This is a genomic window from Xanthocytophaga flava, assembly GCF_030068545.1.
Lineage (GTDB): Bacteria > Bacteroidota > Bacteroidia > Cytophagales > 172606-1 > Xanthocytophaga > Xanthocytophaga flava.
Map to the genome: position 1 here is coordinate 1 of NZ_JASJOR010000059.1, position 24,779 is coordinate 24,779.

25 protein-coding genes are annotated in these 24,779 nt (G+C 38.1%); 19 read left to right on the forward strand and 6 right to left on the reverse strand.

The genetic code is table 11. The features are described from left to right. Window positions 1–140: 140 nt before the first annotated feature. Window positions 141–674, forward strand: a complete 534-nt coding sequence (locus QNI15_RS38015) for a hypothetical protein (protein WP_314037327.1) — start codon at window positions 141–143, stop codon at window positions 672–674. Window positions 675–1,382: 708 nt separating this feature from the next. Here QNI15_RS38015 and QNI15_RS38020 read toward each other — a convergent pair. After that, window positions 1,383–2,318: a CPBP family intramembrane glutamic endopeptidase gene (locus tag QNI15_RS38020; RefSeq protein ID WP_314037329.1), complete on the reverse strand. Its 936-nt coding sequence runs from the start codon at window positions 2,316–2,318 to the stop codon at window positions 1,383–1,385. Window positions 2,319–2,596: 278 nt separating this feature from the next. Beyond that, window positions 2,597–3,100, reverse strand: a complete 504-nt coding sequence (locus QNI15_RS38025; RefSeq protein ID WP_314005842.1) for a hypothetical protein — start codon at window positions 3,098–3,100, stop codon at window positions 2,597–2,599. Between the two features lie 474 nt (window positions 3,101–3,574). Between QNI15_RS38025 and QNI15_RS38030 the strand changes: the two genes are divergently transcribed. The 6 genes from QNI15_RS38030 to QNI15_RS38055 all read left to right on the forward strand — a co-directional run bounded on the left by QNI15_RS38030 (window position 3,575) and on the right by QNI15_RS38055 (window position 7,612). Beyond that, entirely contained in the window at window positions 3,575–3,979 is a 405-nt protein-coding gene (locus tag QNI15_RS38030) for a hypothetical protein (RefSeq protein WP_314037331.1), read from the forward strand. Window positions 3,980–4,049: 70 nt separating this feature from the next. Continuing rightward, the gene (locus QNI15_RS38035) at window positions 4,050–4,436 is read left to right on the forward strand and encodes a hypothetical protein (RefSeq protein WP_314037333.1); all 387 of its coding nucleotides are present in this window, start codon (window positions 4,050–4,052) and stop codon (window positions 4,434–4,436) included. 638 nt (window positions 4,437–5,074) lie between these two features. Next, the gene (locus QNI15_RS38040; protein ID WP_314037335.1) at window positions 5,075–5,434 is read left to right on the forward strand and encodes a hypothetical protein; all 360 of its coding nucleotides are present in this window, start codon (window positions 5,075–5,077) and stop codon (window positions 5,432–5,434) included. Window positions 5,435–5,473: 39 nt separating this feature from the next. Continuing rightward, window positions 5,474–5,767 carry a hypothetical protein gene (locus QNI15_RS38045; RefSeq protein WP_314005856.1) on the forward strand — a complete coding sequence of 98 codons (294 nt, stop codon included), beginning with the start codon at window positions 5,474–5,476 and terminating at the stop codon, window positions 5,765–5,767. Between the two features lie 30 nt (window positions 5,768–5,797). Continuing rightward, window positions 5,798–6,199 carry a hypothetical protein gene (locus QNI15_RS38050; RefSeq protein ID WP_314037336.1) on the forward strand — a complete coding sequence of 134 codons (402 nt, stop codon included), beginning with the start codon at window positions 5,798–5,800 and terminating at the stop codon, window positions 6,197–6,199. Window positions 6,200–7,063: 864 nt separating this feature from the next. After that, window positions 7,064–7,612 (forward strand): hypothetical protein, encoded by a 549-nt coding sequence (locus QNI15_RS38055; RefSeq protein WP_314037339.1) that lies wholly within the window; start codon window positions 7,064–7,066, stop codon window positions 7,610–7,612. A 193-nt stretch (window positions 7,613–7,805) separates the two neighbouring features. On the opposite strand, the gene QNI15_RS38060 is transcribed toward QNI15_RS38055, so the two are convergent. Further along, a complete protein-coding gene (locus QNI15_RS38060) occupies window positions 7,806–8,435 on the reverse strand; it encodes a hypothetical protein (RefSeq protein ID WP_314037341.1) in 630 nt (209 codons plus the stop codon). A gap of 1,002 nt (window positions 8,436–9,437) precedes the next feature. Between QNI15_RS38060 and QNI15_RS38065 the strand changes: the two genes are divergently transcribed. From QNI15_RS38065 to QNI15_RS38105, 9 genes are all read left to right on the forward strand, one after another. Beyond that, window positions 9,438–9,932, forward strand: coding sequence for a hypothetical protein (locus QNI15_RS38065; RefSeq protein WP_314037343.1), 495 nt, complete (start codon window positions 9,438–9,440; stop codon window positions 9,930–9,932). Window positions 9,933–10,592: 660 nt separating this feature from the next. After that, the gene (locus QNI15_RS38070; protein WP_314037345.1) at window positions 10,593–10,907 is read left to right on the forward strand and encodes a hypothetical protein; all 315 of its coding nucleotides are present in this window, start codon (window positions 10,593–10,595) and stop codon (window positions 10,905–10,907) included. Window positions 10,908–11,062: 155 nt separating this feature from the next. After that, window positions 11,063–12,472 carry a hypothetical protein gene (locus QNI15_RS38075; RefSeq protein ID WP_314037347.1) on the forward strand — a complete coding sequence of 470 codons (1,410 nt, stop codon included), beginning with the start codon at window positions 11,063–11,065 and terminating at the stop codon, window positions 12,470–12,472. Window positions 12,473–12,993: 521 nt separating this feature from the next. Next, window positions 12,994–14,037 carry a hypothetical protein gene (locus tag QNI15_RS38080; protein WP_314037349.1) on the forward strand — a complete coding sequence of 348 codons (1,044 nt, stop codon included), beginning with the start codon at window positions 12,994–12,996 and terminating at the stop codon, window positions 14,035–14,037. 33 nt (window positions 14,038–14,070) lie between these two features. Continuing rightward, window positions 14,071–14,250, forward strand: coding sequence for a hypothetical protein (locus QNI15_RS38085; RefSeq protein ID WP_314037351.1), 180 nt, complete (start codon window positions 14,071–14,073; stop codon window positions 14,248–14,250). Window positions 14,251–14,541: 291 nt separating this feature from the next. Then, window positions 14,542–14,763 carry a hypothetical protein gene (locus QNI15_RS38090; protein ID WP_314037353.1) on the forward strand — a complete coding sequence of 74 codons (222 nt, stop codon included), beginning with the start codon at window positions 14,542–14,544 and terminating at the stop codon, window positions 14,761–14,763. A gap of 243 nt (window positions 14,764–15,006) precedes the next feature. Next, window positions 15,007–15,399 carry a helix-turn-helix domain-containing protein gene (locus QNI15_RS38095; RefSeq protein WP_314037355.1) on the forward strand — a complete coding sequence of 131 codons (393 nt, stop codon included), beginning with the start codon at window positions 15,007–15,009 and terminating at the stop codon, window positions 15,397–15,399. A gap of 127 nt (window positions 15,400–15,526) precedes the next feature. Beyond that, window positions 15,527–16,876 carry an AAA family ATPase gene (locus tag QNI15_RS38100; RefSeq protein WP_314037357.1) on the forward strand — a complete coding sequence of 450 codons (1,350 nt, stop codon included), beginning with the start codon at window positions 15,527–15,529 and terminating at the stop codon, window positions 16,874–16,876. Continuing rightward, window positions 16,860–17,513: an RloB family protein gene (locus QNI15_RS38105; protein WP_314037359.1), complete on the forward strand. Its 654-nt coding sequence runs from the start codon at window positions 16,860–16,862 to the stop codon at window positions 17,511–17,513. Before QNI15_RS38100 ends, QNI15_RS38105 begins: the two co-directional genes overlap by 17 nt. A gap of 349 nt (window positions 17,514–17,862) precedes the next feature. Here the strand turns inward: QNI15_RS38105 and QNI15_RS38110 are convergent, their stop codons facing one another. Beyond that, window positions 17,863–19,002: a hypothetical protein gene (locus tag QNI15_RS38110; RefSeq protein ID WP_314037361.1), complete on the reverse strand. Its 1,140-nt coding sequence runs from the start codon at window positions 19,000–19,002 to the stop codon at window positions 17,863–17,865. A 62-nt stretch (window positions 19,003–19,064) separates the two neighbouring features. Further along, a complete protein-coding gene (locus tag QNI15_RS38115) occupies window positions 19,065–19,742 on the reverse strand; it encodes a hypothetical protein (RefSeq protein WP_314037363.1) in 678 nt (225 codons plus the stop codon). A 367-nt stretch (window positions 19,743–20,109) separates the two neighbouring features. Between QNI15_RS38115 and QNI15_RS38120 the strand changes: the two genes are divergently transcribed. The 3 genes from QNI15_RS38120 (at window position 20,110) to QNI15_RS38130 (ending at window position 22,323) form a co-directional block, all read left to right on the forward strand. Further along, a complete protein-coding gene (locus QNI15_RS38120; protein WP_314037365.1) occupies window positions 20,110–20,505 on the forward strand; it encodes a hypothetical protein in 396 nt (131 codons plus the stop codon). 68 nt (window positions 20,506–20,573) lie between these two features. Further along, window positions 20,574–21,392, forward strand: a complete 819-nt coding sequence (locus tag QNI15_RS38125) for an oxidoreductase (RefSeq protein WP_314037367.1) — start codon at window positions 20,574–20,576, stop codon at window positions 21,390–21,392. A 22-nt stretch (window positions 21,393–21,414) separates the two neighbouring features. Next, window positions 21,415–22,323, forward strand: a complete 909-nt coding sequence (locus tag QNI15_RS38130) for a helix-turn-helix domain-containing protein (RefSeq protein ID WP_314037369.1) — start codon at window positions 21,415–21,417, stop codon at window positions 22,321–22,323. Window positions 22,324–22,815: 492 nt separating this feature from the next. On the opposite strand, the gene QNI15_RS38135 is transcribed toward QNI15_RS38130, so the two are convergent. After that, complete coding sequence (locus tag QNI15_RS38135) at window positions 22,816–24,636, reverse strand: DUF3732 domain-containing protein (RefSeq protein WP_314037371.1); 1,821 nt, start codon at window positions 24,634–24,636, stop codon at window positions 22,816–22,818. Between the last annotated feature and the right edge of the window lie 143 nt (window positions 24,637–24,779).

Consider the following 24,779-nt stretch of genomic DNA (forward strand, 5'->3'; position numbering starts at 1 on the left):
TAAATTTGCAACTATATAGGTGCGTATGGTATCTTTCGAAAGGATTTCCATTTAGAGTGATATTTTTTGGTTCGCATCTCAAAATTCACTCTTTTTCGGGAATCCTTTCCTTTTACTAAACAACTTCTATTCTAAAAACAGTGCTTATTGTTTTTTTATGCTATTATTTTTCTCAGCTTTTCACTCCTGTAATGGCTCGTCAGCTTAAGTATGAGCATAAATTAACAGGATCTTCTTTGTATGATGTATTTACCTTCCAATTGACATGGTTGCTTGTATCTGCATTGGTAATTGGGGTAAGTGATATACTTTTTTTTAAAGCTCTTTCTTTGATAAAAGATTCCTATTCCGGCAGTTTTCCTGCTTATGTAAACTATTGTCTTTTTAGTCTGACATTGTGGTATTATGATCAGGAATTAAAAGAGTTTGAACTTAAATCTTTTCGTATTGCACTGATACAATGGGGCTGGTATATAGCGATAATTGTAGTAGCATCCATTCTGAGGTTTAATGGGTCATCATTTGGCTGGATGCTATCTGGAATTAGTTATCCTGTTATTACAGTAATACTGACAATCTATCTTATCAGCAGAAATCAAAGAAGCTCAATAGGCTATGACTCTTCAGTTCAAGCTGTTGATTCTGAAACACAGACTATAGATTCAGAAGAGTAGTAATCGATTAGAATACTTAGTGGAATTGTAGAATTGTACTAGCACTAAGCCTTCTTCAATAATTAACAGAGTTGACTTCTTTTACTAATGGAAAAAGTAATATTAATCTATGAACATTGGGCTATGTTTGCTCAGGATCGATGCTAGAATAGTTTATCACTTTTTCTCTGCCACGTTGAAGCTCTCACCAACGAGCTCTTTCCTTCCATAAAGATGAGTGCTACTATCTAATTTTTAGAGGTTCACTTTCTAGGCACGCCGACACTTGGAGCAATTAAAAGATTACGAATTATAAATAGCTACTACTATGGATTTTGAAATAAAGCCATACATTGGTGCTGGGAAACTGCTTCTTGGTATCCATCCGCCTAGTACCATCTTTTTTTGCACATGAAAGGGCACTAATGCAGGATGCTTATGAGCGATTTCAAAGGAGCAACCTTTCCCAGAAAGCGTTCTGCAGGTAAAGGGCATTTCAAAAGGTAAAATTAATTACTTGTGTCGTCAGTTTAAGCAAACCAACGCACCAACAAGTTTGGAAGAGAACAATACCAAAGTAGAGAGGAAATTAAATCAAGCGAACGAGCCTTCGGACTTTTCTCCGATCAGATTGCCGATTACTCAAAATCCTATGCCGTTGATGGATTTATCCGGGAAAGGGCGGCCAGAGATTTACGCACCTGTTGAAGCAAGCTTCCCACGAGTTGTTTAATGGAAGCTCATCGCTTTCACCTTTGAAAAAAGTCGATAGCAAGCAATAAGTAAAATCATGCAAACTATAGTTGATATTATTGTAAATCCTAAAGAAGTATTAGTGTTTGTAAACGCTTCACCCTTATATCTTGCATAATTGATTAAAGTGAAGGTGAGAGCATTATTTACGAAATGTATAACTATTGGTATAAGCAAACTACCTGACCAGTAATATAAATAGCCTAAGAGCCCACCTAAAACCATTCTTGGAAGAAATCCCTGAAACTGAAAATGAATAAAACTAAATAATGCTGCTGATAGCCAAATGGCAATGTGGGGATTTTTATAAATTCTATGAATTTCGTTTTGTATTATTCCCCGAAACAACAATTCTTCTCCAAACCCTGCTAAAACGGCTACTACAAACAAAATAGGAATTATTTCATACCAATTATCATAAAGCACTATCAAGTTTGTAATTTGTTGAGCCTCTTGTTCCAGTCTTAGCAAAACAGCTTGTAAATTTGAGAGACTTTCTGGTAGTTGGATTTGCTGATTAAATTCAATTAATTGAGATAGGAATGGCAATGCAGTGATAAAAATAAGAAGTGATAGTAGAATAAAGCTTCCTAATCTTTCCGTTCTTACTAAGAAAATTTGCTTTAAATCCTTCTGAAATACATAGATATAAAGTATTGGCAAAATAAAATATATAAATAAAGCATTCAGTGCTTGCCTTGATAATAAGAAAAACCTTGCTTTTGTTTCTTCTTCCATTTTAAAAATCATTCTATTAAAATCAGTAATAGTAATGCCAGTAATTAAAGAAAAAAGTAAACCACTTAAAAAGCTTCCGATAAGTATAAAACCACATAGTCGTAAAACAATCCCTAATGTTGGTAGTACTTTTAAGGTATACTGTTTGTCAAAATTATCTAATTTGCTCTTCATGTAATCCGGTAGTATTGAAATTGTGTAATTGAAAGAAAAAGGCAATAATGTCTTGGTTTTGCAGTTGGAAGCAAATAAAACATAAGTGAGTGGTAGTCTTGGGGATAGCCAGCCTGGCCTTTTTCAATTTTTCTTTATATTGTGCATAGTAGTAGATGTCAAACCAATAGCTCTATATTGTATATCAAACCTGAACAGTAATGAGGGTAATGGGAGACAAATCAGAATTGACTATTTCTGAGTAGATAGTAATACGTAACCAAGGTTCTGGATACAAATTAATCCCTCTTGTAATCCAAGAACACATTTTCATGTTTCCTGGATTTTTTCAAAATAATTTTATCTGAATAAGATTTATAAATCAGCGTTTTTCTGCCTGAGCGTAGGAGATAATCCATTGAAGTATCTGTTTTTAACAAGCTTTTAAGAGAATCCGGTCTGTATCCCACTTTTAATGGAATGATCCGAATCTTTTCCCCATCCATAAAATACTTTCCCGTTTCAACAGCTGTAATGTTATAGTGGTGTAGTACTAATATTATATCCTGCCTGAAATATTCCCCGTTATCCTTCAATACGAAATTCGTATAGGGTGATTTTTTAGAATTACCATTATAATAGCCTCCTTGCAGCTTTGTTGGCTGACAGGATACCAGGCACAAGATGAATAAAGGATTTAGGCATACCAGCTTTTTGACGTATTTCAGAATCTTATTCCTGAAAAAGATCCGTAAAAACTGACTGACTGGATCAACGGCTACAATCTCTTTAAATAAACTCATACAAAGGGTAAAAGAATAGTTTTGTAAAACACATCTGTAGAATAGATCTGTTACAAAGATGTATATTATTCCTTGTTTCTTCCTACATATCAGTTGCGTTACTCTCTCATGTCAGATAAGCTGTCTATGTTCTGTACTCTGTAGAGCTTCGTTTCCAAGCTGGTTTTGAGTACAGTTTGAATAAAACCATGCGTTTTTGAAGGGTGTTCTGCTTAATGCTATTTCACTGAAAATGCATTATACACCTATATTATAGGTGTTTTTACTATTGGAACTGACTATAGACATGTGGATTTCTGACAAATACTACATAAGCAAGTATACAATTGGAATAAGTGCCAAGCACTGAATAGTTAATTATTACTTTTGGCAAGCAACTTTTATACTGTTTTGTTCACTGCTTTGTGATTTATAACTAGAGGGAGCGATGAGGGATACATACAATACAAGTTGCAGAATACAAAATCTTCACCTATGCCCATTTTTCGAATACATTATTTTGCTGCTGTTATTTATCTGATCTGGATGGTATGTGTCAAGTCAGGTCTGGTGTTTGTTTTGTTTCCTATTGTTTCTATTTGGGGGATGATAATTTTTGTTGGATTAACACGAAAAAAAGTTTCGGATCAGATTCGTGCTCAATATCCGGATTTATACAACAAATATGCAATTGAGCAACGAAAAATAAGTTTTTCTTCAGATGCAAGGCATGTAGATGTGGGTTTATTTACAAAAGAAGAAATTGATTCAATCACCGATCCAGAACTAAGGAAAACAATTGCAGATCTAAAGCTGATTACTAAAACCATGCTGCGAACAACCGGAATCGTAACAGCTATTGCAATCATTATTACCATTGCCTGGTGGCCACATCTATGAGTTGAGTTCTTTTGGATAAGGAAGAGATGGTATAAACAGTCTGAGGAATAAGCTGTGTTAAAATTAAAAAATGAAGACACGCAGATACAAAATATATTGGGTAGTAGGTGTAATCTCCTTATTTGTCATTGCCTTAGGACGCGATTTCTATCTGCGATTTGATATAAAATATAACAGAGGGATTACTTCCGGAACTGTCGTAAACATCTATCGTCCTGGAAAAGGAGTGTATCAATTTGAATATATCTATAATGCCTATGGAATTGTTTATAAAGAATGGGGGACTGTGGGCAATTTCAGAGGGGATAAGAATGACTTTCTGAATAAAAGGTTTCCAGTGATTTATTCTCACAATAAGTTGACCAGAAGTGAAATTTTAGTCAATCCTAAAGATTTTGATTTCTTTGATATTCCTATTCCAGATAGTTTGAAGAGTTATACTACACGATTTTATTGAAAAAGACTATTATGGATTTTTCTAGCTTATTGATGTGATTTTATGTCTGAATATAAGTTGTCTCCCAAAATAAGAACTCTCTTTATTGTAGGTTTTATCTGGGTAATTATGACTTTTGGCCTTGTCAAATCCGGGATGTATTACTATCGTGTACAGAAATACTACACCAAATCTATCAAAGGTAAAATCATATCAAGGGAAGTTGTAAGAGGTGCAACTTGGAAGGCGCTATACTCAACAATCTATTGCGTTGATTCAACCAATTGCTACATAGAAATAAATAAGCAACGGTTATTTGGGTATGATATAGGTGATAGTGTTGCTATTAAATACAACCCAAATAGTCCAGATATGGCAGTTATGGATGTTCCATCAGAAACAAGTGAACCCGTTTATATCTTATCTAGTATTTTTATTTTCCTTTCTATGTTCTTGTTTTTACGATTATACTTTTCAAATGGTAGATTTTGGCAAATGTTGAATTTATAGTTTGGCAAGTTTTCTGGCTACATCGGTTTCTTTTAAATTTTATTGTTATAATGAGAGAAGCATTAAGAGGATCTATATTTAAAACAAAAGATTTTAGACTACTGCTGGTATTTAATCTGATCGTCTTGTATGTGGTTTGTTCCAATACTATGTCAGAAAACGATATTTACCGGTTTGCAGTTGTTGTTTTAGCCATTAACCTGATCTTATGGTTTCTGGTAGGGTATTACTTGAATTATCCCGAGTACTCTGACTCAGAGTTATTGGTCAGCAATGATGTCTGGTTCTGGAAAGAAAAACGATATGTTTTCAAAGATATCAAAACGGTTAGTTTGTATAAAGTCAGTAGTGGACGAGGATCTAAATCTATCGTGCTGGAAGTGAATACTTCATATGGAGCTGATACACACTATGTGAATAGGATAGATCGTGATCCAGCCGCTATTGCCCGATTTATTGACATTCTCAATAAGAAAGGTATAGTTGCCAAAGCAGAACTGGATAAGTGACTTGCTAGAAGAAATAAAGTTAACGAATACATAACTGGAATGAACCTCAGTAAAGAACAACTCAAACAAGAACTGGCCAATAAAATTCTGCTTCTCCTTCAGGAAATAACCAAAGACAACTTCTACAGGTATTATAGTGAAATCGAAAAGGTTATACTGCCTTATAAAGATGAAGGGTTAACGAAAGAAGATGTCCTTGAAGTGTTAAATGATTGTGTAAAAGAAAAACGCTACCTGAAAATTGACTTGGATGACTATCAGGAAGAAGTTGTGGTGGAAATTGTAAATTGTTTGACTGGGTTTTGCCCTCCTCATAGACGAATTGACTGGTAACTATTTTCATCTTTTGCCCCTATACTTTCTATGCGTCTGGATCATGCTACTATACATCGTATTCTCTCTGTTATTTTTCTGGTGTTGCTGGCATTAACAGGTAATTATGTCATAATGTATATTTTCTGGCCTTGTCAAATTATATATCTTTTTTTGGTTATTGGAATGGAGCAAGTAGCGCTTACCAGAGAAATCAAATTACATTATCCCGACTTATACAAAAGATACCAGACAAGTATGGATATGTCTATTGATTCAGAAGTTTTGAATAAAATAGCGATTCGAAGTTTTACAAAAGAAGATCTGGCGTCAATACAAGAACCGGAACTACGTATCAGGATTATACAATACAGATCTAACCAGGTTAAGATGTTTACAACCGCTTTTCTAACCTTTTTCGGACTGATTCTTATTAGCGTTCTGAAACGGTAATAGCTGCATTTCTGGGCTAAGTAGTGATAGGTTTGATAGTCAAATCAAGAGAGATAGCCACATAAGATAGTATGAAGAAAAAAGACTACAGTAATTTTATGATAATTGCCTTAATCGTGCTATCTCTTATATACATAAAGAGCAAATTTTTCACAAAAAAGATTCCACGCATTCAAATTGATAAAAAATCAATTTTGAATACTTCTGTAAGAGGTACCGGACATGGGCGTAAATATGAGGTATATCTGAAAAATGATACCAATTCCATTTATTACCTGGATAATTTTACTAAGAAGATACATTCCAAAGAATATACATTGTTTGGCGACTCAAAATTACCCCTTCACGGGAACTACTCCCACTTACTATCCTGCATAAAAATTGGAGGATATAAAAGATAGGGTGGATCGGTTACCGAATTATCCATATTCCTATCCAAAGAATTTGTTGAATTGATATGTTAGTAATACTTACCAACAGCTATGAGAATAAGGCCAAAGTGGGATAGGAAGCATGTTTACAAAGTAGACTTGTTAGTAATAAATAGTAAATTTGTACTTATCCTCAACCTTGCCTGCTTCTGGTTCATATGAAAGCACTTCTTCTGTTTTTACTGTTTTCTTCATTCGTTTTTTCCTGTGGAAAGAAATCAGATCCTATCCCCAAGGTACCACAGCCACCAGAGCCAGGATTACAAACATCACTAAACCTCCCTTCATAGGTTGAACTGATGAGGCTAGCTAGTATATCACTTAACCACTCAGGACGGGTGAGGTTATTGTGCTGACAGAAGTCCGGAAAAAGAGTAGTATATTTAGGCTAGCTGGCAATAGAACTTGTATCAGGCACATACCATTAAACCCAATGATAAAAAAACTTTTCTTGCTTTTTACCTTGATAACTGCTTTAGTGACTGCTTTTTCACCTGTAAAAGCACAGCATTGCGGTTTTGATCATGCTTTCGCTATCATTGTGGATGTGCGAGACAGTATAAGCGGCCAAATCATTGACGGACTGGAGGTTTTTTTTGCAGACTCTGTGGGCATTCCATATAAGAGTGAATGGAATCTGATAAGGGAGACAACGCTGACCATTTATCAAAAAACGGAGCTTTTCAAATTCGGGCAGAATCAGCAAAAAGGACCGCAGAGCCTTTTCGAACCGCTTACTTCTTTTCCCTTTGCTATAAATCATTACATGAAAACACTCGGAAGCGATTACGACTTCAAGCAGAGTGACCTGATTTTAATTAAAGACACTGATGGTGAAATGAATGGGGGGTACTACGGAACACATAAAGTAAAATTCAAGGATAAAAACATCGTCAGTCTTTGTAAATCGCAGCAAATCTGGCAAAGCACAGAAGCAGTCAACAAAATTAAGATACTTGTGACTCTAAACCCTGCAAAATAAATTTACCAGAGGAAGACCGCCTGAATATACCCTGGAATCTTATCTGAATGATCTGGAGTGGTCATTTTTTGCCCTGCTGCTAATAGTAGTATCACCATAGCTGCAAAGTGGTGAAAGATCACTGGTAATAATACCAGCGAGGGAGAAATGTACAGCCCAACTTGCATAAACCCCACTATCACGTGTAGTTTCCCTACGCAAGTTCTTCTGCTAGCACTTCTATTTTTCTGCCCTTTTCAGTTATGGCAACTATTTGAAACACATCAAATGCATTTCGTTTTGCTTTCTCAAATTCCACTTTTGATTGGTCCACGAGTTCTATAAAGCCATTCTCATCAACATCTTCTAAAAAGCCCTCACTTTCATCGTCAAAGTCAATTTGATAGTAAGCAGAAAGGATTATTTCAAAACTGTCATTTTTGTTTCTGTCAATGTACCAGTTGTCCAATGGTCTATTCGTAATTTGCTCACTAGTAAACTCATCACAAAACATAGGATTAAAACCATTTTTACAACCGTCAAAAAGCAAAATCTCCTGTCCACTTACAATGTCTTTGGCTACTACCAAAGCGGGTGCAAAATCTGTCCTAACAATCAAGATATCACACATAGCATGTAGTCGTTGTCCATAGTACTTGATTTTAAATTTTGAGTTTCCTGCCGTAGAGATTAGCTTTCTACGCCACTCAAAAGGATAAACTTTTTTGGCACCTGCAATATGTTCGGTGTAGTCTGCTAAATAAGTTGGTCCAGGCAATCCATTGTCTGTTGTTAGTATAGAAGAAGTGGTGTTGTCTTTTTTCAGAAAGTCAAATAGTCCCATAGTGCAGAATAGTGTTGCTTCAAATATAGCACAAACGCGAAGGAAAGAATAACTATTAACATAAGTCTGTCAACCTCCAATTAGGCAATACTTTCCCTCATCGTTGATGTTACCACCAGAGAGTTCTTTCCACATACGTAGATTTGTAATAACGTCATCGACAGGGGAAAACCTTCAGTATCAATTAAGGTCTTATCTTTTTAAAGAAGAAAAACTGACTATTGGCATAATAGGCTAATTCACTATAATATATAATCTCAAAATAGGTACTCTTATTTACTGCCAATTCATAAATGTTTTCTCGATTTGGTCGATACCCCCAATAAAAGGTCTTCGCTATTGCATCACGCTCAGAGTAATTTTTGTCATAGGAGTTCAATTTATATGTGGGATTTTTTATAGTTATGCCTTCTGATTCAAAAGAAAAGTAATCTTTGGTAATTGTTAATTTCGTACCTATTTCTTTTATGGAGAGTGAATCCAGAAATGAGGGTTCACCAATATTTGAAATATCTGTTAATATCCATTCTCCATATAAACGGTCTATCTCTTTCCTGAGAAAGATTTTAGATAAATGTCTTCATCTAAATCCTTAGATCTAACTCCGCATTGCATAATTTTCAGCAAGGCGCTATCCCGTTTGCTGGTATTTAAACTTTGTTGAGAAGTAGATTCCTGATTATTCTGGATACATGAAACCATCAACCCAATGTGGAGATACACACAAAGCTTTACTACATATTTTTTCATGGCTGCAAGTTAGGAAAGTGAGAGAATTTGGGAATCTGTATTTATTCTTTATAGTCTTTGATTTTCTGATAAACTTACACAAACAAAAGGAATACTTTTAAGATAATCTTCGCAATTCGTGTAGGGAACCTGGAGATATTTTACTCTGAAAAACGGTAACAAGACATGCCGATTAAAATAGTAAAAGGATTCACTAAACATGATTTTTCTAATTGGATAGCAACCAATGCACCTTAAATCTGTCAAAGACTAATGAAAATATTTTTGTCGACTGTTTTATTATTTTATTCTGGTTTAACTTTTTCACAAGAACCTATTGTTCTTGTTGAGTTAAAGGAATTTACAAGATATTCATTTGTGAACGTTCTGAATACAACCCATTACAGAGTAGAAAAGCTACCCTTTATATTTGAATATGTAAGAGATAATGATCTGGTAGCAAGTCCCAATAGTTATTTTTCGATTGAGAAACAGAAAAGAAAGATTCCTGTTGAACTATCATTGGAATCTTTAATGGTTTTTAAAATACAACCTCAACTGAAGGCATTTAATGGTGAGATTATTGGTGTTACAGGATGGGACGATGGGAGTGGTAATCTGATAGAATGTTATGTATTCTTCATTGACAAAAATAAAAAGTTGATTAAATACAAACATACCAGTATAAGACATGATCTTATTGGAGGATATGGAAATGCAAAAGGAAATGCGATATATCTTACAAAACTGATCAAAACACTTCTGTAAAATATGAGTTTGTTTGGATTGTACCCTTCCATTTTTAACTTACTTATCAGCCCCACTTATATTCTTCTTAGTTTTCGCAGTTATAAATCTATAACTGAATATCTCCCTTTGAAATTGCAATAAAGGAGGATTAATATACTTGATTTTACAAAATAACACTTCCCATATATACAAGAAAAATCATATAAATTTTATTTTTAAATAATTTTCGATTATTTCATTTGCACCTCTTATTGGTTTGGGTTATTTTTGCTTTTAGAGATTCACACCTGAGAAATGATCAAAATCAGGGGCTGAATTTTGACCAGTCTATTTACTCTTTTAGTGCTTCAAACCCATACAACTTTCATGAGAACTGTAAAATTATCCGTCGAAAAAGGTGTTCCTATTGGCCATTTGCCCACAAAAATTACTTTGTCTCACTATCAACCTTTATCATTTTTAGTGCACACAAGTTTGTCACTTGTGAATAGTTTGCTAGTAATTGCTTCATTTGTATCTGGTAGTACCCCGTTATTTTTTAGTAGTTCCCCGAGTACCCCATGCCGACCGGGTCACTAACCTGCCCTCCGCAAAAAAGTACAATTGCTCAGTTGTACACCCAGCCTTTGCATTCTTTTCTGTTTTATTCTTTTTTTAATTCTCATCCAGGTATATACTATGGACGCATTGCGCCTATCCCAGCAACTAGAACAGCTACAAACCGAACTAACCTGTTTACACGCAGAAGTCAAACGATTGGAAGCCCTATACATCCATCAGGTTACAGGCCAGACTACACGCATCACCATGGCCGATGCGGAAAATCAACTGGGCGTTTCGCGCTTTCATATCCATAGACTCATGGGAGCCGGAGTGATTCAGAGTGGTCAACGGGTGGGAGCTGGCAAGAATGCTCAGTGGACATTTGAACACGCCGAGATTTTAAAGCTGGTCGACAATCCGTCATACCTCACTATCGAACCTGTTTCGTAAGAGCAGGTAATCCTTTTATCGTTTCTCATTCCCAATGCCCAGGTGATCCTGGCTGCATTTGCCTGATCTAACCATCAGGTGGTGGAATTCTATTGCCTTTACCGTATTGTCTATTACTGATCTAATCAATTTTTATTCTTTCTCATTTTACTGTTATGAAGTACACTCTCATTTATGATGATTTACTTGAACACTTTGACATCAACATGTATGAACATGCATTGTTAAGTTTGATTGATGGACTTTCGGTCAAAACAGGTTGGTGTTTTGCTTCACGAGAGGAAATGGCTAAACGGGTTCGGATGGGTTCGCGCTGGATATTTAAGGCCTTGCATCAGTTGACGAACAAAGGTCTGATTGAAGTGGATGATAAGTCGCGTTTTATCAGAGCCAGCAAAACCTGGAAAGATGCCTTTCGTAAATGCCAAAAGGAAGGAGGGTTATTGGCCAATGCTTCTGATTCCGATACCGAGCCTGATATTGAAACGCTGTTTCGAAAACACAAACATAACATTCAACTCAAATACCGGGAGTCGGTACACGATTCTGCTGATAATAGCTATGCACAAACCACACAAGAACCTGTGAATACTATTCAGACAGAGGGTGAAAATTATGCTGATACTATGCAGTTTTTGCAGTCTGGCTATGCTCAAAAGAACAATGACCCTGTGCATTCTGTGCAGAATGTATATGCACAAAACAGTCAAGTGTCTATGCAGGATATGCATACTTCACAAAAAGGCGTGCAGACAGGTTCTGAAAATAATGCAGAGGCACCTGGTACAATTGTGCAGTCAGCCTCTGAACAAAAAGGTAAGCTGGATATGCATTCTATGCAGTTTGCCTCTGAACCAAATGCACACTATAATAACATATATAGTAACAATACTAATAACACCTATAAAAACAAAAATAATAACACTACAATAACAGAAAAAAGCGCATACGCGCAAGATTTTCAATTTTTAAATGAGCAGGAGATTTTAAAAAAGAAAAAACAGGGGGAGAAGGAAGAAAATTTTTTGAAGGACGAAGAAGAGAACCAAACTGTTGTAGAAGCCGCTATAGTAACCCCTCCCCAGGTTGCGCCAGCCCCCTCCCCTAAGAAGGCTGCACAAGAAGAAAATGCTATGCAAAACGTGCATAGCCTTAAAACCGATTCTAAGGCCACGCCAGCCGATCCATGTCTTATACCCTGCCGAGAGATCTATCAGCTATACTTCGGGGCTTACAAGTGGGTCTATGGACGCGACGACAAGTTTCTCAAACAGGTATTGGAACAGATCCGCTACAAAATAGCTGTTCAATGGCAACAACCGGATAGGAATCTGACAGAGATTCCCGATGAGTCAGTGATTCACTCCTTTCAGAGCCTGCTGGAAAAGATCCCTACCTGGTATCGGGACAATGGCTACACAGCACCCAACGACCTGAACCGGTTTTTTGAGAAGTACTATGCTGCCATCAAGTCAGGAAATGGGGGAGGAGCCCGTTCGTCGTTTGCCCCACCCACAGATCAGGATGAGGAATACCTCCGTCTGATGCGTCTGTGTCGGGATTAAAGAGGATTGTCTGAATAACGGGTCTTCCTTTCTGAGGTTGCGTGTTTTTACTGGGTTAAGTGGTGGGAAACAAGTCGTTGGTGAATAACACCAACGACGGGAGAAAAGAGGATAGTCCTTACAAGAATCACTCTCTTTTTTGTCCTCCTGAAAGGATCTTCTCTCTCCCTGTCCTTCTGAAAGAATCTCTTGACAAATAGAGCCGTGTTTGGTTTTTGAGTGAAAGAATATTCTCCAGTCGGAAAGGCCGCCGGTCTTGCCACGAGTTCCTTTCAGGAGGACAAAAAGGGAGGAGTATTCCTTTCAGGAGGACAGGGAGAGGGGTAGAAGGACGAAAAAAGATAGATTCTTTCAGAGGGATAAAAAGGGAGAGGACGAGAAAAAAAAATCCTTTTGCTCCCCTTGTTGGTGTTTTCTCCAACCTGAGGGAAGGAAGTCTGGAAAAGGAAGATCCGGGATTCAGACAATAGGTCAATCAGCAGACAATTTTTTACTATTCAATAACCAGCTAATTTTTTATTATGTCCCTGATTCAACATCCGTCATCATCTGTTCTGCTGGGCAAGCAGTCCCAGTCGGTGAATCTGATTCAACAAGCTCAATCGCGTATTACAAACCTGCTCGAATGGTTTCAACAAAACAACCTTCCGGCTCAGTTGACCGTAGCCAAAAAATACCAGATCTATGCTCAAACGCTGATGGAAGGGCTGCAGGCTGTTTCGCAAGAAAGTGAAAGTCTGATTTACAACATGCAACCCTTACAGGCCGACTATAGTGTGCTCGTCGGACAGATGCACAAGCATGCCAATGAAGAGATTGCCTCCCGTGCTCCGGCCCTGGAAGTATTTGCCCGTGCCCAAGGCGATGAAATCACCAATCGGCTCTTGTTTGTGCTGATCAAAAAGTTTACCGAGTCAGTCCATATCAAACAAAAGTTGACTGTGAAACAAACCGTTGCCATGGCAAGTATGGTACAGGTCGATTTTCGGGATCTGTCACTCACCGATGTGCTACTATGTCTTCGCAATACCCAGAGTGGCAAGTATGGGCAACTCTATGAGTCGTTTGACTTTGTGAAGCTGGGTGAATTTCTGCGAAAGTACCGTCAGGAAAAAGAATCGTTACGCGAACAGAAACACAAGGATCTGAAGTATTCACAGAGTTCTATTCTGTATGACATTGTGAGCAACCTGGACAAAGCGCCAGAACAGTTCAGAGAACCGTTCCAAAGCCTGTCTGCTCAGAAAATTGCACAAACCTTGTCAACGGAACAGGATGCAAACGCAGCCCCAACCGCCAGACCTCAGCCAGGCATAGACCTGGATGCCGTGTTTGCAGAAACAGGCAAACCTGCTTCCAGGCTACCTCGACCCAAGCAACTAACAGAGACCGAAAACCGCCAGCGAATCATGGCTGAATTAACGCTGTATATGGACCATATGACAGAAGAGGAATACCACTATTATGTGGATTACTATGAAACCTACCGACAACCCGAACTGGTCGAATGGCTCAAGGCAGAATGGAAGAAGGTTCAGGAAAAACAGAAAACCAAAGCATCGTAAACAGAGGCTGGCAAAATGTCAATTCTAACAACAATGATTTCGATATCCTGTAGGGACGATTGGCAGCCTGTCACGCATTGGCGTGAATCGCCCAGACGTTTCCCCTCCGAACGATTGAAAATATACCGAACCACTGTAAGGGGCGCACCCATGTGTGCGCCCAGTTTCCCACAGACCCGGTTTATGTTTATAAACCAACGTCGGGAAATGTAGGGGTGCCCCTTGCGGGTACCCGTGTTTCCCACAACGAATGCCTGGGATCAATCCGAAATCGTCGTCTAACAGACCCAAATCATTCGTGAACGGAAACCGGGCAGGGGCAAGCCCAGCCCCTACAATATCGGAAATGCACAAACGCGGTCTGTGGCATTGTGGGGCGCACCTGTGTGTGCCATGTTTCGTGCAGCGAATGGTTGGATTGGTGAATTACCATTGTGAAATGTGGGGGCGATCACGCCAAGTCGTGACAGGTTGGCAGATCGCCCTGGTCGGTGCAGACACGGCATGGGATCAATCCGAAATGATGGTCGGAATATCATAATCATTCGGCGGGGAATGTGGGCGACCGCCAGCCTGCCACGACCCGGCGTGGTCGCCCCTACGATATCGTATTACCACAGACATTGTTTGCGGGAAACCGGGCGCACACATGGGTGCGCCCCTACATTGGTTCGGAAAAATACCTATGTGTTAGATGGTAACAATCAGGTGATTTGCCATATGTGAACAGAACTCCGGTCACACAGAAGAAATATCCGAAGTATGGTCAGAATTGTAATGGAAGACAGAATGATCGGGCAACAGTTCAGCAAGGCAAGTGAACAGAAATCGAATCAATTTACAAAATGACCGGAACTCTGTTCGCTTTTGGTTTTGACCATACTTCCGGTCGATTTTTAGTTTGACTGGAATACCAGTCGCTTTCCAGAAATATTCGAACTCTGTTCACTTTTTCCTTTGACTGGAAGTATGGTCACTTTATCCAATGACTGGTATTCTGTTCACTGTCAAAAAATATCCGAATACCAGTCAACTTATTGGCTGACCATAGTTCCAGTCACCAACCTGCATGACCATAGTTATGGTCAGCAGACAAGCAAACGAATGTACACAAAAGAAACCAGTTATACTATGAACCTAAAAGACATCGGCGAACGCATCCGCCTCTTTCGAATGGATATACTCAACCTTTCTCAACGTGAATTTGCTCAGCGTATGGGAGTAGCCCAGGGCAATCTATCCTCTCTTGAAAAAGGTCACCAGCTACCAAGCTGCTTCTTTCTGTGGTGTTTGCATGCCACCTATCAGGCCAATGTGCATTGGCTGTTTACCGGAGTGGGGGAGCCTGTAGTGAAAGAATAAAATTTAAAAAAAAGCTTGGTTTGAAACGGGTATTTCTCTTGATAAATGTTTTTTTGGTAGTAATTTTTCTTATAAAATATATTTTGAAACGATTTTTTCTCTTTATTTGTGGTAAATAAATTCTAATATGTTAATACGGTTTATTGCATCCAACTTCCGGTCGTTAAAAGAAGAGGTAGAATTTAATATGCTTACCGGAGCATTTAAAACACACGCACATCATGTATATAAAGCAGGTAAAGTAGAGGTATTGCGTGCTGCGGCTATCTATGGTGCCAATGGTGCTGGAAAGTCTAATTTGGTAAAAGCCATAGCTTTTTTAAGAGCACTTGTTGACGAAGGAAAAATTGACCAATCTGTTTCCAGAGAAAAATTTAAGCTAGATGCAAAGTGTGAACAGAAACCAATTGAATTTGAGATTGAATTCTTTAAAAATAAAAAGATTTACAAGTATGGTGTGAGCTTAGATCAAACAACAGTAGTAGAAGAATGGCTGTATGAATCAGGTATTACCAAAGATGATAAACTGATTTTTGAACGGAAGTCACATAAAGGTCAAAGGCCAACAATTCGTATGGCTGACAAATATAGTAAGACTGCAAAAGCAAAGTTGTTAATTGAATTGATGCAGGATAATCTATTGAAAAACAATCAATTATTGCTTGGTAAAAATGAAGAACTAAAAATTGCAGAGATTGATGATATTAGAGAATGTATAGTTAGTGATCTTTTTATTATAAATCCCGATGAGACACTTATCAGAAGTCTTCCTAGACTTCTAAGTTTGTTTACAGACTTCAAGAATTTAGCAAATCATTTGTTGCCTTCTTTAGATACAGGAATTAAAGAAATTACTACTGAATCAATAGATTTAGAGGTTTTCTTTGGGAAAGACGATAAAGAGTTTGTTAAAGACATTTTAGAAGAATTAGAGAGTGAGTCTGAAGTAAGCAGAATAACTTCTCAAGGAGAAATTTGGGTAACTAAAGAAGATGGAAAAGTCGTAGTTAAAAAAGCTATTACACAACATAGAGGAATAGAAGATGATCCTGTTACCTTTGAACTCTCCGAAGAGTCTGATGGAACCCGGCGTTTGGTTGATTATATACCAGTTGTTGATCTAATCTTAAATTACCCTACCACTGTAATTATAGATGAAATAGATCGTAGCTTACACCCACATTTGGTAAAGACTCTTTTGCAAAAACTTATGTCAGACCCTGAAGCCCAAGGTCAATTGATATTTACGACTCACGAATCCAACTTATTAGACCTGAATCTTTTCCGTCAGGATGAGATCTGGTTTGCAGAGAAGGAAAGTGAATCTGGGTCCACACACTTTTATTCGCTTAGTGACTTCAAGCCCCGGTATGATCTTGACATTCGCAAAGGGTATCTGAATGGTCGCTTTGGTGCCATTCCTTTCCTGGCTCCTCTCGAAAACCTCAACTGGCATCAGCATGCGGAGGCAGAATAGAGGCTATAAACGGGGCGAGCCATTCCGGGATGCCCGTATTTTCGTTATTATCTGTGAAGGCACTAAAAGAGAACCTGAATACTTCCGTTTCTTTCAGCAATTTACGCGTCGCATCCAAATACGTATTGCCGAACCCTATAAAGGCTCTGCACCAACACATTTTCTGGAACGTGCACAAAAATACGATGAAGAGATTGGGATAGGAGATGATGACCGTCTTTGGTTTGTGTCTGATGTGGATCGCTGGAAAGAAGAAACTTTTCGAGATATTGCTCATGTCTGTGCAGAACATCCAAACTGGAATCTGGCAATCAGTCATCCCTGTTTTGAAGTATGGCTTTACATGCACTTCTGGGATATCAGAGATTGCTTAGCTCATAGTCCGGAAGATTATAAACAAGTATTGAATGAAAAAATAACCGGAGGGTACTATGTCGCAACGTTTGCTCCTCATATTAAAAATGCAGCAGCGCAAGCCCGACAAACCGATACCAATCCTGAACATTATATGCCAGACCGTGGTCGTACCAAGTTATATCAATTAGCAGAAGAAATGCTTGAGTTTATAGGGCAGGACTGGGAAACTATACAACAAAGAGCAGTAGCAGATTTATCTGTAAAAAGAAGCAAGCGTTAGCCACGAAGTATCCACTCTAAGAACTACCGAATTGTGTTCTTTCCTAAGTATTACTTACTATTCTTCCTCTGATGCCTGCATGTCATCTATCAAGCCAATGTACACTGGCTATTTACGGGAGTGGGGGAGCCTCTAGTGAAAATGGTTTCTAACTGATCAGTACTGAAATTGACACACATACCCTCTGATCCCAATAAACCTGAATTGTCTTTCATAGAGACCAGTGATTAAACGGACTGGCTGGGGGCATAAACCACTAGACCATATAAAGCTACAAAATAACAGGGAGTAAGATGTTATCGTCGAATCGTGAAACATCTTACTCCCTGTTGGTATATTTTAAAAAATTCTATTTCCTCTCTCCATCTATAGTTTCTTTCAGCAGAACCATGTCTTTTTCTCTGAGATGTTCACCACTTATAATAACCCGGGGCTTGGTATAGATAATTTTCCCGGTTTTGCTATTAACGATTGCTACTGTTTTGAATTCATTTATAATATGAATGAGATAGTAGGTAGTTTTAGACTGATCCATAATAGCTTCAGTCAACTTTTCCTCATTCATAATTTTATAGGGATACGGATAGGCAGAAAGTGTTTTCTCTTTTTCCTCTTCAGAAACTTCTACATAATCAATGCCATCTTTAGTTGGTTTGCCTATTTTCAGAAATGCATATTCAGGTATGACTAAGGTACTGTTTTTTAATTTTGGCAACTCATACAAATCATTGTCTTCCTGAGTAAATGTTCTTCCACTTCCTCTCAATAAATGGTCATTTACTACAGCAAAATAAGCCCTCAAATCTGGAATGTTCCAGGTGAGACTAACAGCGTTTGTGTATATATCATCATAATGCTGATTGGTTATTGGTATTTTCTTTTCTTTGATCAATAGTGGATTGGCCTTGATTTTATATGTTAAATCAATCATGGCAGTTCCACCAAAATACCCTTTAGGATAATAATATCCAGCCTTGTGAGCATACGATCCAAAACCAGGTGAATGAAAAGTACCAATGATAGATCCAGCAGGAATACCAGAACCTGTAGATAAATAAGCCCAGGCAAAACTTTTTCTAGGAATTTCTTCCTGTGGCTTATTTAACCAGAAGTCCAGCACCATATACCATTCCTCTCTTCTGGTATTATCTGGAGAATTGTTTTTACGTATATATGTACTCATACTCACATACGCATAATTGGGTTGATTAAGGTATGATTCGGCTTTAGAGAAAGGAACCAATATCAATGGAGAGACTGTCCAGACAGATTTTAGTGCTTTTTCTAATTCAGGTAAGGTACTTTCATCCTGTTTTCTGTAAAAAAATACAAGTGTGTTGGATTTAATTTCCTTTAATTCTTCCTGTGTAAAATCACTTTTTTGTTCCTGTCCAAGGATACGTCCTCTTGTAAATCCAATTGATATCTGGGCATAAGAAATAGAGTGTAATAAGAAAAGCAGAATGCAATACGGTAGAAACTTGGTCATAGTTTAGTTAATAAAATAATTGTAAACCTGTGTGCAAAAATACTATTGTTAGATGATGCAATCTATGTGTTGGCAGGTTTATTTACTTTTCTTTCCAAGTATGCTTTATATTCTGCCAGGCTTTGCTCGTATAGTTGTGCATCAAAGTAAAATTTTCCAAGATCTGGATGATCCCAGATAATAGTATTTCCTCTTCTGGTAATGTCTACATCCCAACTGCCATATATTCTATCTCCATAACAAAAGATCTGTACTCCGCATTCCTGTTCCTCCATAAACCATTCTCTCACTCTTTCATTCTCTGGGAATGGTTCCTTCTGTATGTGAGGGTAATATAGTTGATATACATCCTCAATAATAAGAGGCTCACCCATAAAACGTTTTAGCAGGAATAAACCCCAATTGTAGGATTTGTATAATTCTATAAATTCAAAGGAACTGAATAGGCCTTCAAAGAAGAGATCATACTTGTTTTCCTTGTTTCGGTGTTTGATTACCTGATCCAGATACTTTCCATTGATGATATACTCAATACGTAATCTGAAGTCGTGCTTTGTATCTTTTTTAAGTTCTGTCAGTTCTTCAAGAAAGCTTTCAATGGATTGATTCGCATCTTTTTCTTTGACAAAACGCCATTTGATATATTGGCTTGTCCACATATCGTGGGGCTTGCCTGCCTGTAAATAAGCTTTTGAAGGAACCAGTTTCTGAATTGAAAACCTAAGTCTGAATGTATCCATTAGGAAGTTGTTAGCAATGAAATTATGTCTGAAGGAAGAAGCAAAAACGGGTAAATACCTGACCTGATAGTTGAATGAAGTGCAAAAAGAAAATGGCAAAGCGCAGCCTATTTGCGCAGAGGAAGAAAGTCATCCAGAACTTTGAGGAAAATAATTTTATATTGGAAGCATAATCTATGGTAAAATAATAAGCCACAAAGAAAGTGAAGTCCACTTCAATCGTGTGCGGTAGTGAAGGTGCGTTGGCAATCTTTTCTCCGCGAGGTTGGCCTTTGGCGTATATCTTTTATGGGAGAGTGTTTTGTAACTAAAGAAAAAACACGCTCCCTGTCCTCCTGTAAGGATCTCGTGACAAATAGAGTCTCGTTTGTTTTATGAGAAAAGAATTATTCAGAAACCAAAGGCCGCCGGTCTTGTCACGAGATCCTTACAGGAGGACAACAAGGGGATTGAAAAGGTAAAAAAGAGATCTTTCTCTAAAACCTTCATTTCTGGAAAAGATATGGAACAGGATAAGGGGTTGGCCTGTGGGGGGGAGGATCGGAGAAAAGTGCCCTTTTTTGCACACGCGCAGATCTGGCTCACCAAACTCTCGTTTGGTGCCCTGTTTTTTGGGCAAGCAAAAAATGAAGGAGCTTGTGGAAGAGGGATGAAAGGGACAATAAACCAAGCCAAGGAAAGAGATCTATTAAAGATTAATCAGTACTTATGCTCTTTTCAAACAAACCGTAATTTGTGTTATACCTTCCTGATCGTGTGTTAATGCAAGCCAGCAGGTTGATCTACCTTTGTAGTGTAAATAATTCATCACACGAATAAAATGTAGAAATCATGCAAAAAGTAGCATTAATTACCGGAGCAAGTTCAGGCATGGGCAAATCCACAGCCCACATACTTCATAGTCAAGGGTATACCGTATATGGAGCCGCCAGACGAATTGAAGAAATGAATGATCTGAAAGAAAAAGGAATAGGGATAGTTTCGTTAGATTTGACCAATGAAGATTCGATTGTCAAGGCGGTAGACACTATCCTGAAAAAAGAAGGGAGAATAGACATTTTAATAAACAATGCGGGCTATGGTTCGTATGGAGCCGTAGAGGATGTGCCGCTGGAAGAAGCCCGCCGACAGTTTGAGGTAAACCTGTTTGGTATGGCCAGACTGACCCAATTGGTATTGCCCAGTATGCGTAAACATAGTTATGGAAGAATTGTCAATATCTCTTCTATGGGAGGTAAAATCTATACTCCGATGGGTGCCTGGTATCATGCTACCAAACATGCCGTAGAAGGTTGGAGCGACTGTTTGCGACTGGAAGTGAAAGCATTTGGAATTGATGTGGTAATAGTAGAACCCGGAGGGATAAAAACACCCTGGGGAATCATTGCCGCTGATAACCTGGAGAAAACCTCCGGAAATGGAGCGTATGTAGACTTTGCCAATAAGGCGGCACAGGTTATCAGGAAAACGTATAGTGGAGACCAGTTAACGGATGTGGAGATTTTGGGCAAAACCATTGCCAAAGCAGCAACCGACAAAAAACCAAAAACCCGGTATGTAAAAGGCTATATGGCAAAACCTGCCATCGCTATCCGAAAATGGTTTGGAGATAGATTTTTTGACAGAATGATCATGAGCCAGGTTAACTAAAAACCAATAGCATTCCGAAAAAATGAATCAGGAAATTCAAAACATACGATCCATCAGCCAGTTGCATGAGGTATTTGGATTTGACAAGCCAACCCATCCGTTGATCAGCATCATCGATGTGTCAAAATGGGAAATTCCGGCAAGATTTGTAGGTGTAAAGTACACCTCTGAATTGTATTCCATTGCATTGAAAGATAAAAGCTGTGGGTTGCAGTATGGAAGAAACTCGTATGACTTTCATGAAGGGGTCTTGATTTTTACGGCTCCCAATCAGGTGCAGTCTGTAATGAAAGCGCAAGAGCTGAATGAGATTCAGGGATGGATGTTGTTCTTTCATTCCGATTTAATTCGAAACACTTCACTCGGACAAGTCATCGAGGACTACCGGTTCTTTTCCTACGATGTGCATGAGGCCTTGCATTTATCAGATGCAGAACAAAAAACAATTACGGATTGTATGAGCCTGATTCAACGGGAAATTTTGGAACGTATCGACAATCATAGCCAAACGGTTATCTGTTCCTCTTTGGAGTTGTTGTTAAATTTATCAAAACGGTACTACGAACGGCAGTTCAACACCCGTTCCGCACAAAATTCGGATGTGATCAGCCAATTTCATTCCCTATTGAACAGCTATTACAAAGGGGGAAAGTTTACCGAAATGGGCATACCCACAATCGAGTATTTTTCAGATAAAATTCATCTTTCGGGTAATTATTTGAGTGATCTTTTGAAAAAAGAAACCGGATACAGTGCCAAAGATCAAATCAATAATTTTATCATCGAAAAAGCGAAAACATTATTGTTGAGTGAGACCGAACCCGTTAGTGGAATTGCCTATAGCCTAGGATTCAACTATCCCCATTACTTTAGTCGCTTATTCAAAAGCAAAACCGGAATGACACCACAAGAGTATAGAAAGTTGAATTGAGATGTGCATTTGAGCAGATGGGACTATACTGAATAAAAATTGTGTTTTTAGTTTCTTCCTCTAGTGCCTGCATGCGACCTATCAGGCCAATATCAATTGGCTCTTTACGGGAGAGGGAGAGCCGGTGGTGAAGTGAGGTTCGACAGGATTGATGGTAATGATTCACTGATCTGCTATGATACTGGTCATTGCAAATTATGTACTCGTAGTAATCCAGTTATATTCATTGGTGGTCATGGTTTTTAACCATTGAAGTACCCGCTGTAGGGGCGAACCGGAGCCTGCCACGTAATGGCGTGGTGTTCACCCTACAGCGCCAAGCGATTGGATTGGGTTTGGGAAACATGTTGAGCAGGTCGGAAGGCTGATGTACATTGGTATTGTTTTTGTCAATGCTTCCCCGATCTGGCTGGAAATACAAATCCAAGGCTAGGATGATTTCGTCGTGGTGCCATTTGGGGTTTTTCATGGGGAGGATACATCATTCTTTATCTATTCACCTACTGTAGAATACCATTCTTTTGGAATTAATCTGTCTTCATTATGCCAATCTGCAACTAAATTGATTTCGGAGATATCTCCCCAAACATCTTTTCCAGCATGCTCTAAAACAATTATTTGCATCTTACCTTCTGCCTTTCTGATTACCTCCGCTAAAGTCAAAAATATCTTCCTTACAGCCGCTAAATCAGCATCATTTAACTCCTGTTTTTGCTCTTGGCCCTGAATATGTTGTGGAAAATACACTTGACTAGGTTGATCATATACAATAAATGAAGGAATTGGACTGCTTTCTAATTCAAGAAAGAATTGATGTAAGCCTAACGTAACCGCGATATGGTAGGATAAATGATTAGAACCGCTACCTAGTTCCCACAAATAATCTTCCCTATTTGTTCCTATCACTTTAATTGTAAGGTCATCTATTAGAAGTGATATAGGATCATTAGGTCTTTGAACATCTAAGCCTGGTAATAATTTCCCTGAATTCAAGTTAATCTTTGTTAACGCACGCCTTTTTCTCTGCTCAATATTCCCTACCGAAATTTCTATTTCTAAATCAGAAATATTCTTTCTCAATTCAGAAAGCTCTTTTTGCAATTCACTATCAACACCTATATCTTTTACCGTTGTCAAAGATTGCTCAAGTGCACCTATGAACCGTGCGATACTTAAGGAATCATATTGTTTCTTCCTTGCATCCTCTGAATTTCTCTCCAAGGCATCTCTTCTACTCCTAACACCTTTTAATCGGTCTGTCAACTTTGAAATATCGTTTCTTATTCGTTCAAATTCCCGATCAAATGCAGCGGGCATAGAAGAGAAATCTTTAGTTACTGCCTCTATATTTTTCAAGGATTCATGAAGACTATGAATGTGTGTTATTTCACGATTCATTTCATTGCCACATATAGGGCAATTATTATCACTGTGATCTTTCTGAAAAAGCCACTCGGATATTTTTAGTCTATCTCTTTGCACATGTAAGGCACCTCTATATTGAATAGTACTTGCCTGTAATTCAGACATTTCTAGAGAACGCTTTCTCGCAGCCGAAAGCTCAAGAGATATATCTGACTCTTCTTTCTGAAGTTTTATTACCTCTTCTATAATACCTCTTATCGATTCTTCAGTAATTTTAATCTCAATTGTCGACTGATTTACAATACCTCTTAATATATCCAGTAATTCTTCACGTAGCATCCCCTCTGTTGGTTTCTGAATTAATCCATATTCTTTTGCCTGAGAAACTTTAGAGTTTATTTCTGCAAGCCATCTTTCTGAAACCTGATTTATTGCATTAAATTCGTTTTCTTTTCTCTTTAATGTTTTTTGTAATTGTGAAAGCTCATGTTGTTTAGCTAACAACTGGGGAGAAACAGCATTAATTACATAAGGAAATATAGAGCGTAGTTTTTCTCTATGCTCATATGTATCTGCTTTAAAAAAGAAAACATCTGGATTTGCGACAATGTTCTGAGGCTGAAATGTAAAAGCCGCAAAATCTCTGAAACTAGGTCTGCCCTTAAAACCACTATTAGTCTGGTCTATATCAAAATCCAGCATTGTTAGACCTGCCAATTCATCTAACATAGATTTCACTGAATCTACATTAGTATTTTTAGATTCAATAATATCAGGAACGTTAATAGTTTCTCCTTCCAAGACAAACATATCTCCAGTTCCTTTTTGATCTCCGGGATCACGTCTGGCTAATAATTTTAAACCGCTGGGTGTCTCTATGATTACCCCAAACCAGCTACTCGCTTCTCTTACAATATCTACTGGTATTGCACATTTACCGGCACCCAAACAGTAATCAATTATGGGTATGCGCCCGACGAACTACATATTGTTAGTGAGGATAATTCGTTTATAGTTTTGTGGAAATAGATCGGTTAGATTTTTATGGTTGGTACAAGAGATATTTTCCAGAGTATACTTCAACCATACAA

What these genes read in the sequence shown, in the direction of transcription:
- QNI15_RS38025 (WP_314005842.1), bottom strand. Translation starts at nt 3,100, where the DNA reads ATGAGTTTATTTAAAGAGATTGTAGCCGTTGATCCAGTCAGTCAGTTT.
- QNI15_RS38065 (WP_314037343.1), top strand. Translation starts at nt 9,438, where the DNA reads ATGAAAATATTTTTGTCGACTGTTTTATTATTTTATTCTGGTTTAACT.
- QNI15_RS38095 (WP_314037355.1), top strand. Translation starts at nt 15,007, where the DNA reads ATGGTCACTTTATCCAATGACTGGTATTCTGTTCACTGTCAAAAAATA.
- QNI15_RS38085 (WP_314037351.1), top strand. Translation starts at nt 14,071, where the DNA reads ATGATTTCGATATCCTGTAGGGACGATTGGCAGCCTGTCACGCATTGG.
- QNI15_RS38050 (WP_314037336.1), top strand. Translation starts at nt 5,798, where the DNA reads ATGCGTCTGGATCATGCTACTATACATCGTATTCTCTCTGTTATTTTT.
- QNI15_RS38115 (WP_314037363.1), bottom strand. Translation starts at nt 19,742, where the DNA reads ATGGATACATTCAGACTTAGGTTTTCAATTCAGAAACTGGTTCCTTCA.
- QNI15_RS38125 (WP_314037367.1), top strand. Translation starts at nt 20,574, where the DNA reads ATGCAAAAAGTAGCATTAATTACCGGAGCAAGTTCAGGCATGGGCAAA.
- QNI15_RS38030 (WP_314037331.1), top strand. Translation starts at nt 3,575, where the DNA reads ATGCCCATTTTTCGAATACATTATTTTGCTGCTGTTATTTATCTGATC.
- QNI15_RS38045 (WP_314005856.1), top strand. Translation starts at nt 5,474, where the DNA reads ATGAACCTCAGTAAAGAACAACTCAAACAAGAACTGGCCAATAAAATT.
- QNI15_RS38080 (WP_314037349.1), top strand. Translation starts at nt 12,994, where the DNA reads ATGTCCCTGATTCAACATCCGTCATCATCTGTTCTGCTGGGCAAGCAG.
- QNI15_RS38090 (WP_314037353.1), top strand. Translation starts at nt 14,542, where the DNA reads ATGGGATCAATCCGAAATGATGGTCGGAATATCATAATCATTCGGCGG.
- QNI15_RS38075 (WP_314037347.1), top strand. Translation starts at nt 11,063, where the DNA reads ATGAAGTACACTCTCATTTATGATGATTTACTTGAACACTTTGACATC.
- QNI15_RS38110 (WP_314037361.1), bottom strand. Translation starts at nt 19,002, where the DNA reads ATGACCAAGTTTCTACCGTATTGCATTCTGCTTTTCTTATTACACTCT.
- QNI15_RS38040 (WP_314037335.1), top strand. Translation starts at nt 5,075, where the DNA reads ATGTCAGAAAACGATATTTACCGGTTTGCAGTTGTTGTTTTAGCCATT.
- QNI15_RS38070 (WP_314037345.1), top strand. Translation starts at nt 10,593, where the DNA reads ATGGACGCATTGCGCCTATCCCAGCAACTAGAACAGCTACAAACCGAA.
- QNI15_RS38020 (WP_314037329.1), bottom strand. Translation starts at nt 2,318, where the DNA reads ATGAAGAGCAAATTAGATAATTTTGACAAACAGTATACCTTAAAAGTA.
- QNI15_RS38060 (WP_314037341.1), bottom strand. Translation starts at nt 8,435, where the DNA reads ATGGGACTATTTGACTTTCTGAAAAAAGACAACACCACTTCTTCTATA.
- QNI15_RS38100 (WP_314037357.1), top strand. Translation starts at nt 15,527, where the DNA reads ATGTTAATACGGTTTATTGCATCCAACTTCCGGTCGTTAAAAGAAGAG.
- QNI15_RS38055 (WP_314037339.1), top strand. Translation starts at nt 7,064, where the DNA reads ATGATAAAAAAACTTTTCTTGCTTTTTACCTTGATAACTGCTTTAGTG.
- QNI15_RS38105 (WP_314037359.1), top strand. Translation starts at nt 16,860, where the DNA reads ATGCGGAGGCAGAATAGAGGCTATAAACGGGGCGAGCCATTCCGGGAT.
- QNI15_RS38035 (WP_314037333.1), top strand. Translation starts at nt 4,050, where the DNA reads ATGAAGACACGCAGATACAAAATATATTGGGTAGTAGGTGTAATCTCC.
- QNI15_RS38130 (WP_314037369.1), top strand. Translation starts at nt 21,415, where the DNA reads ATGAATCAGGAAATTCAAAACATACGATCCATCAGCCAGTTGCATGAG.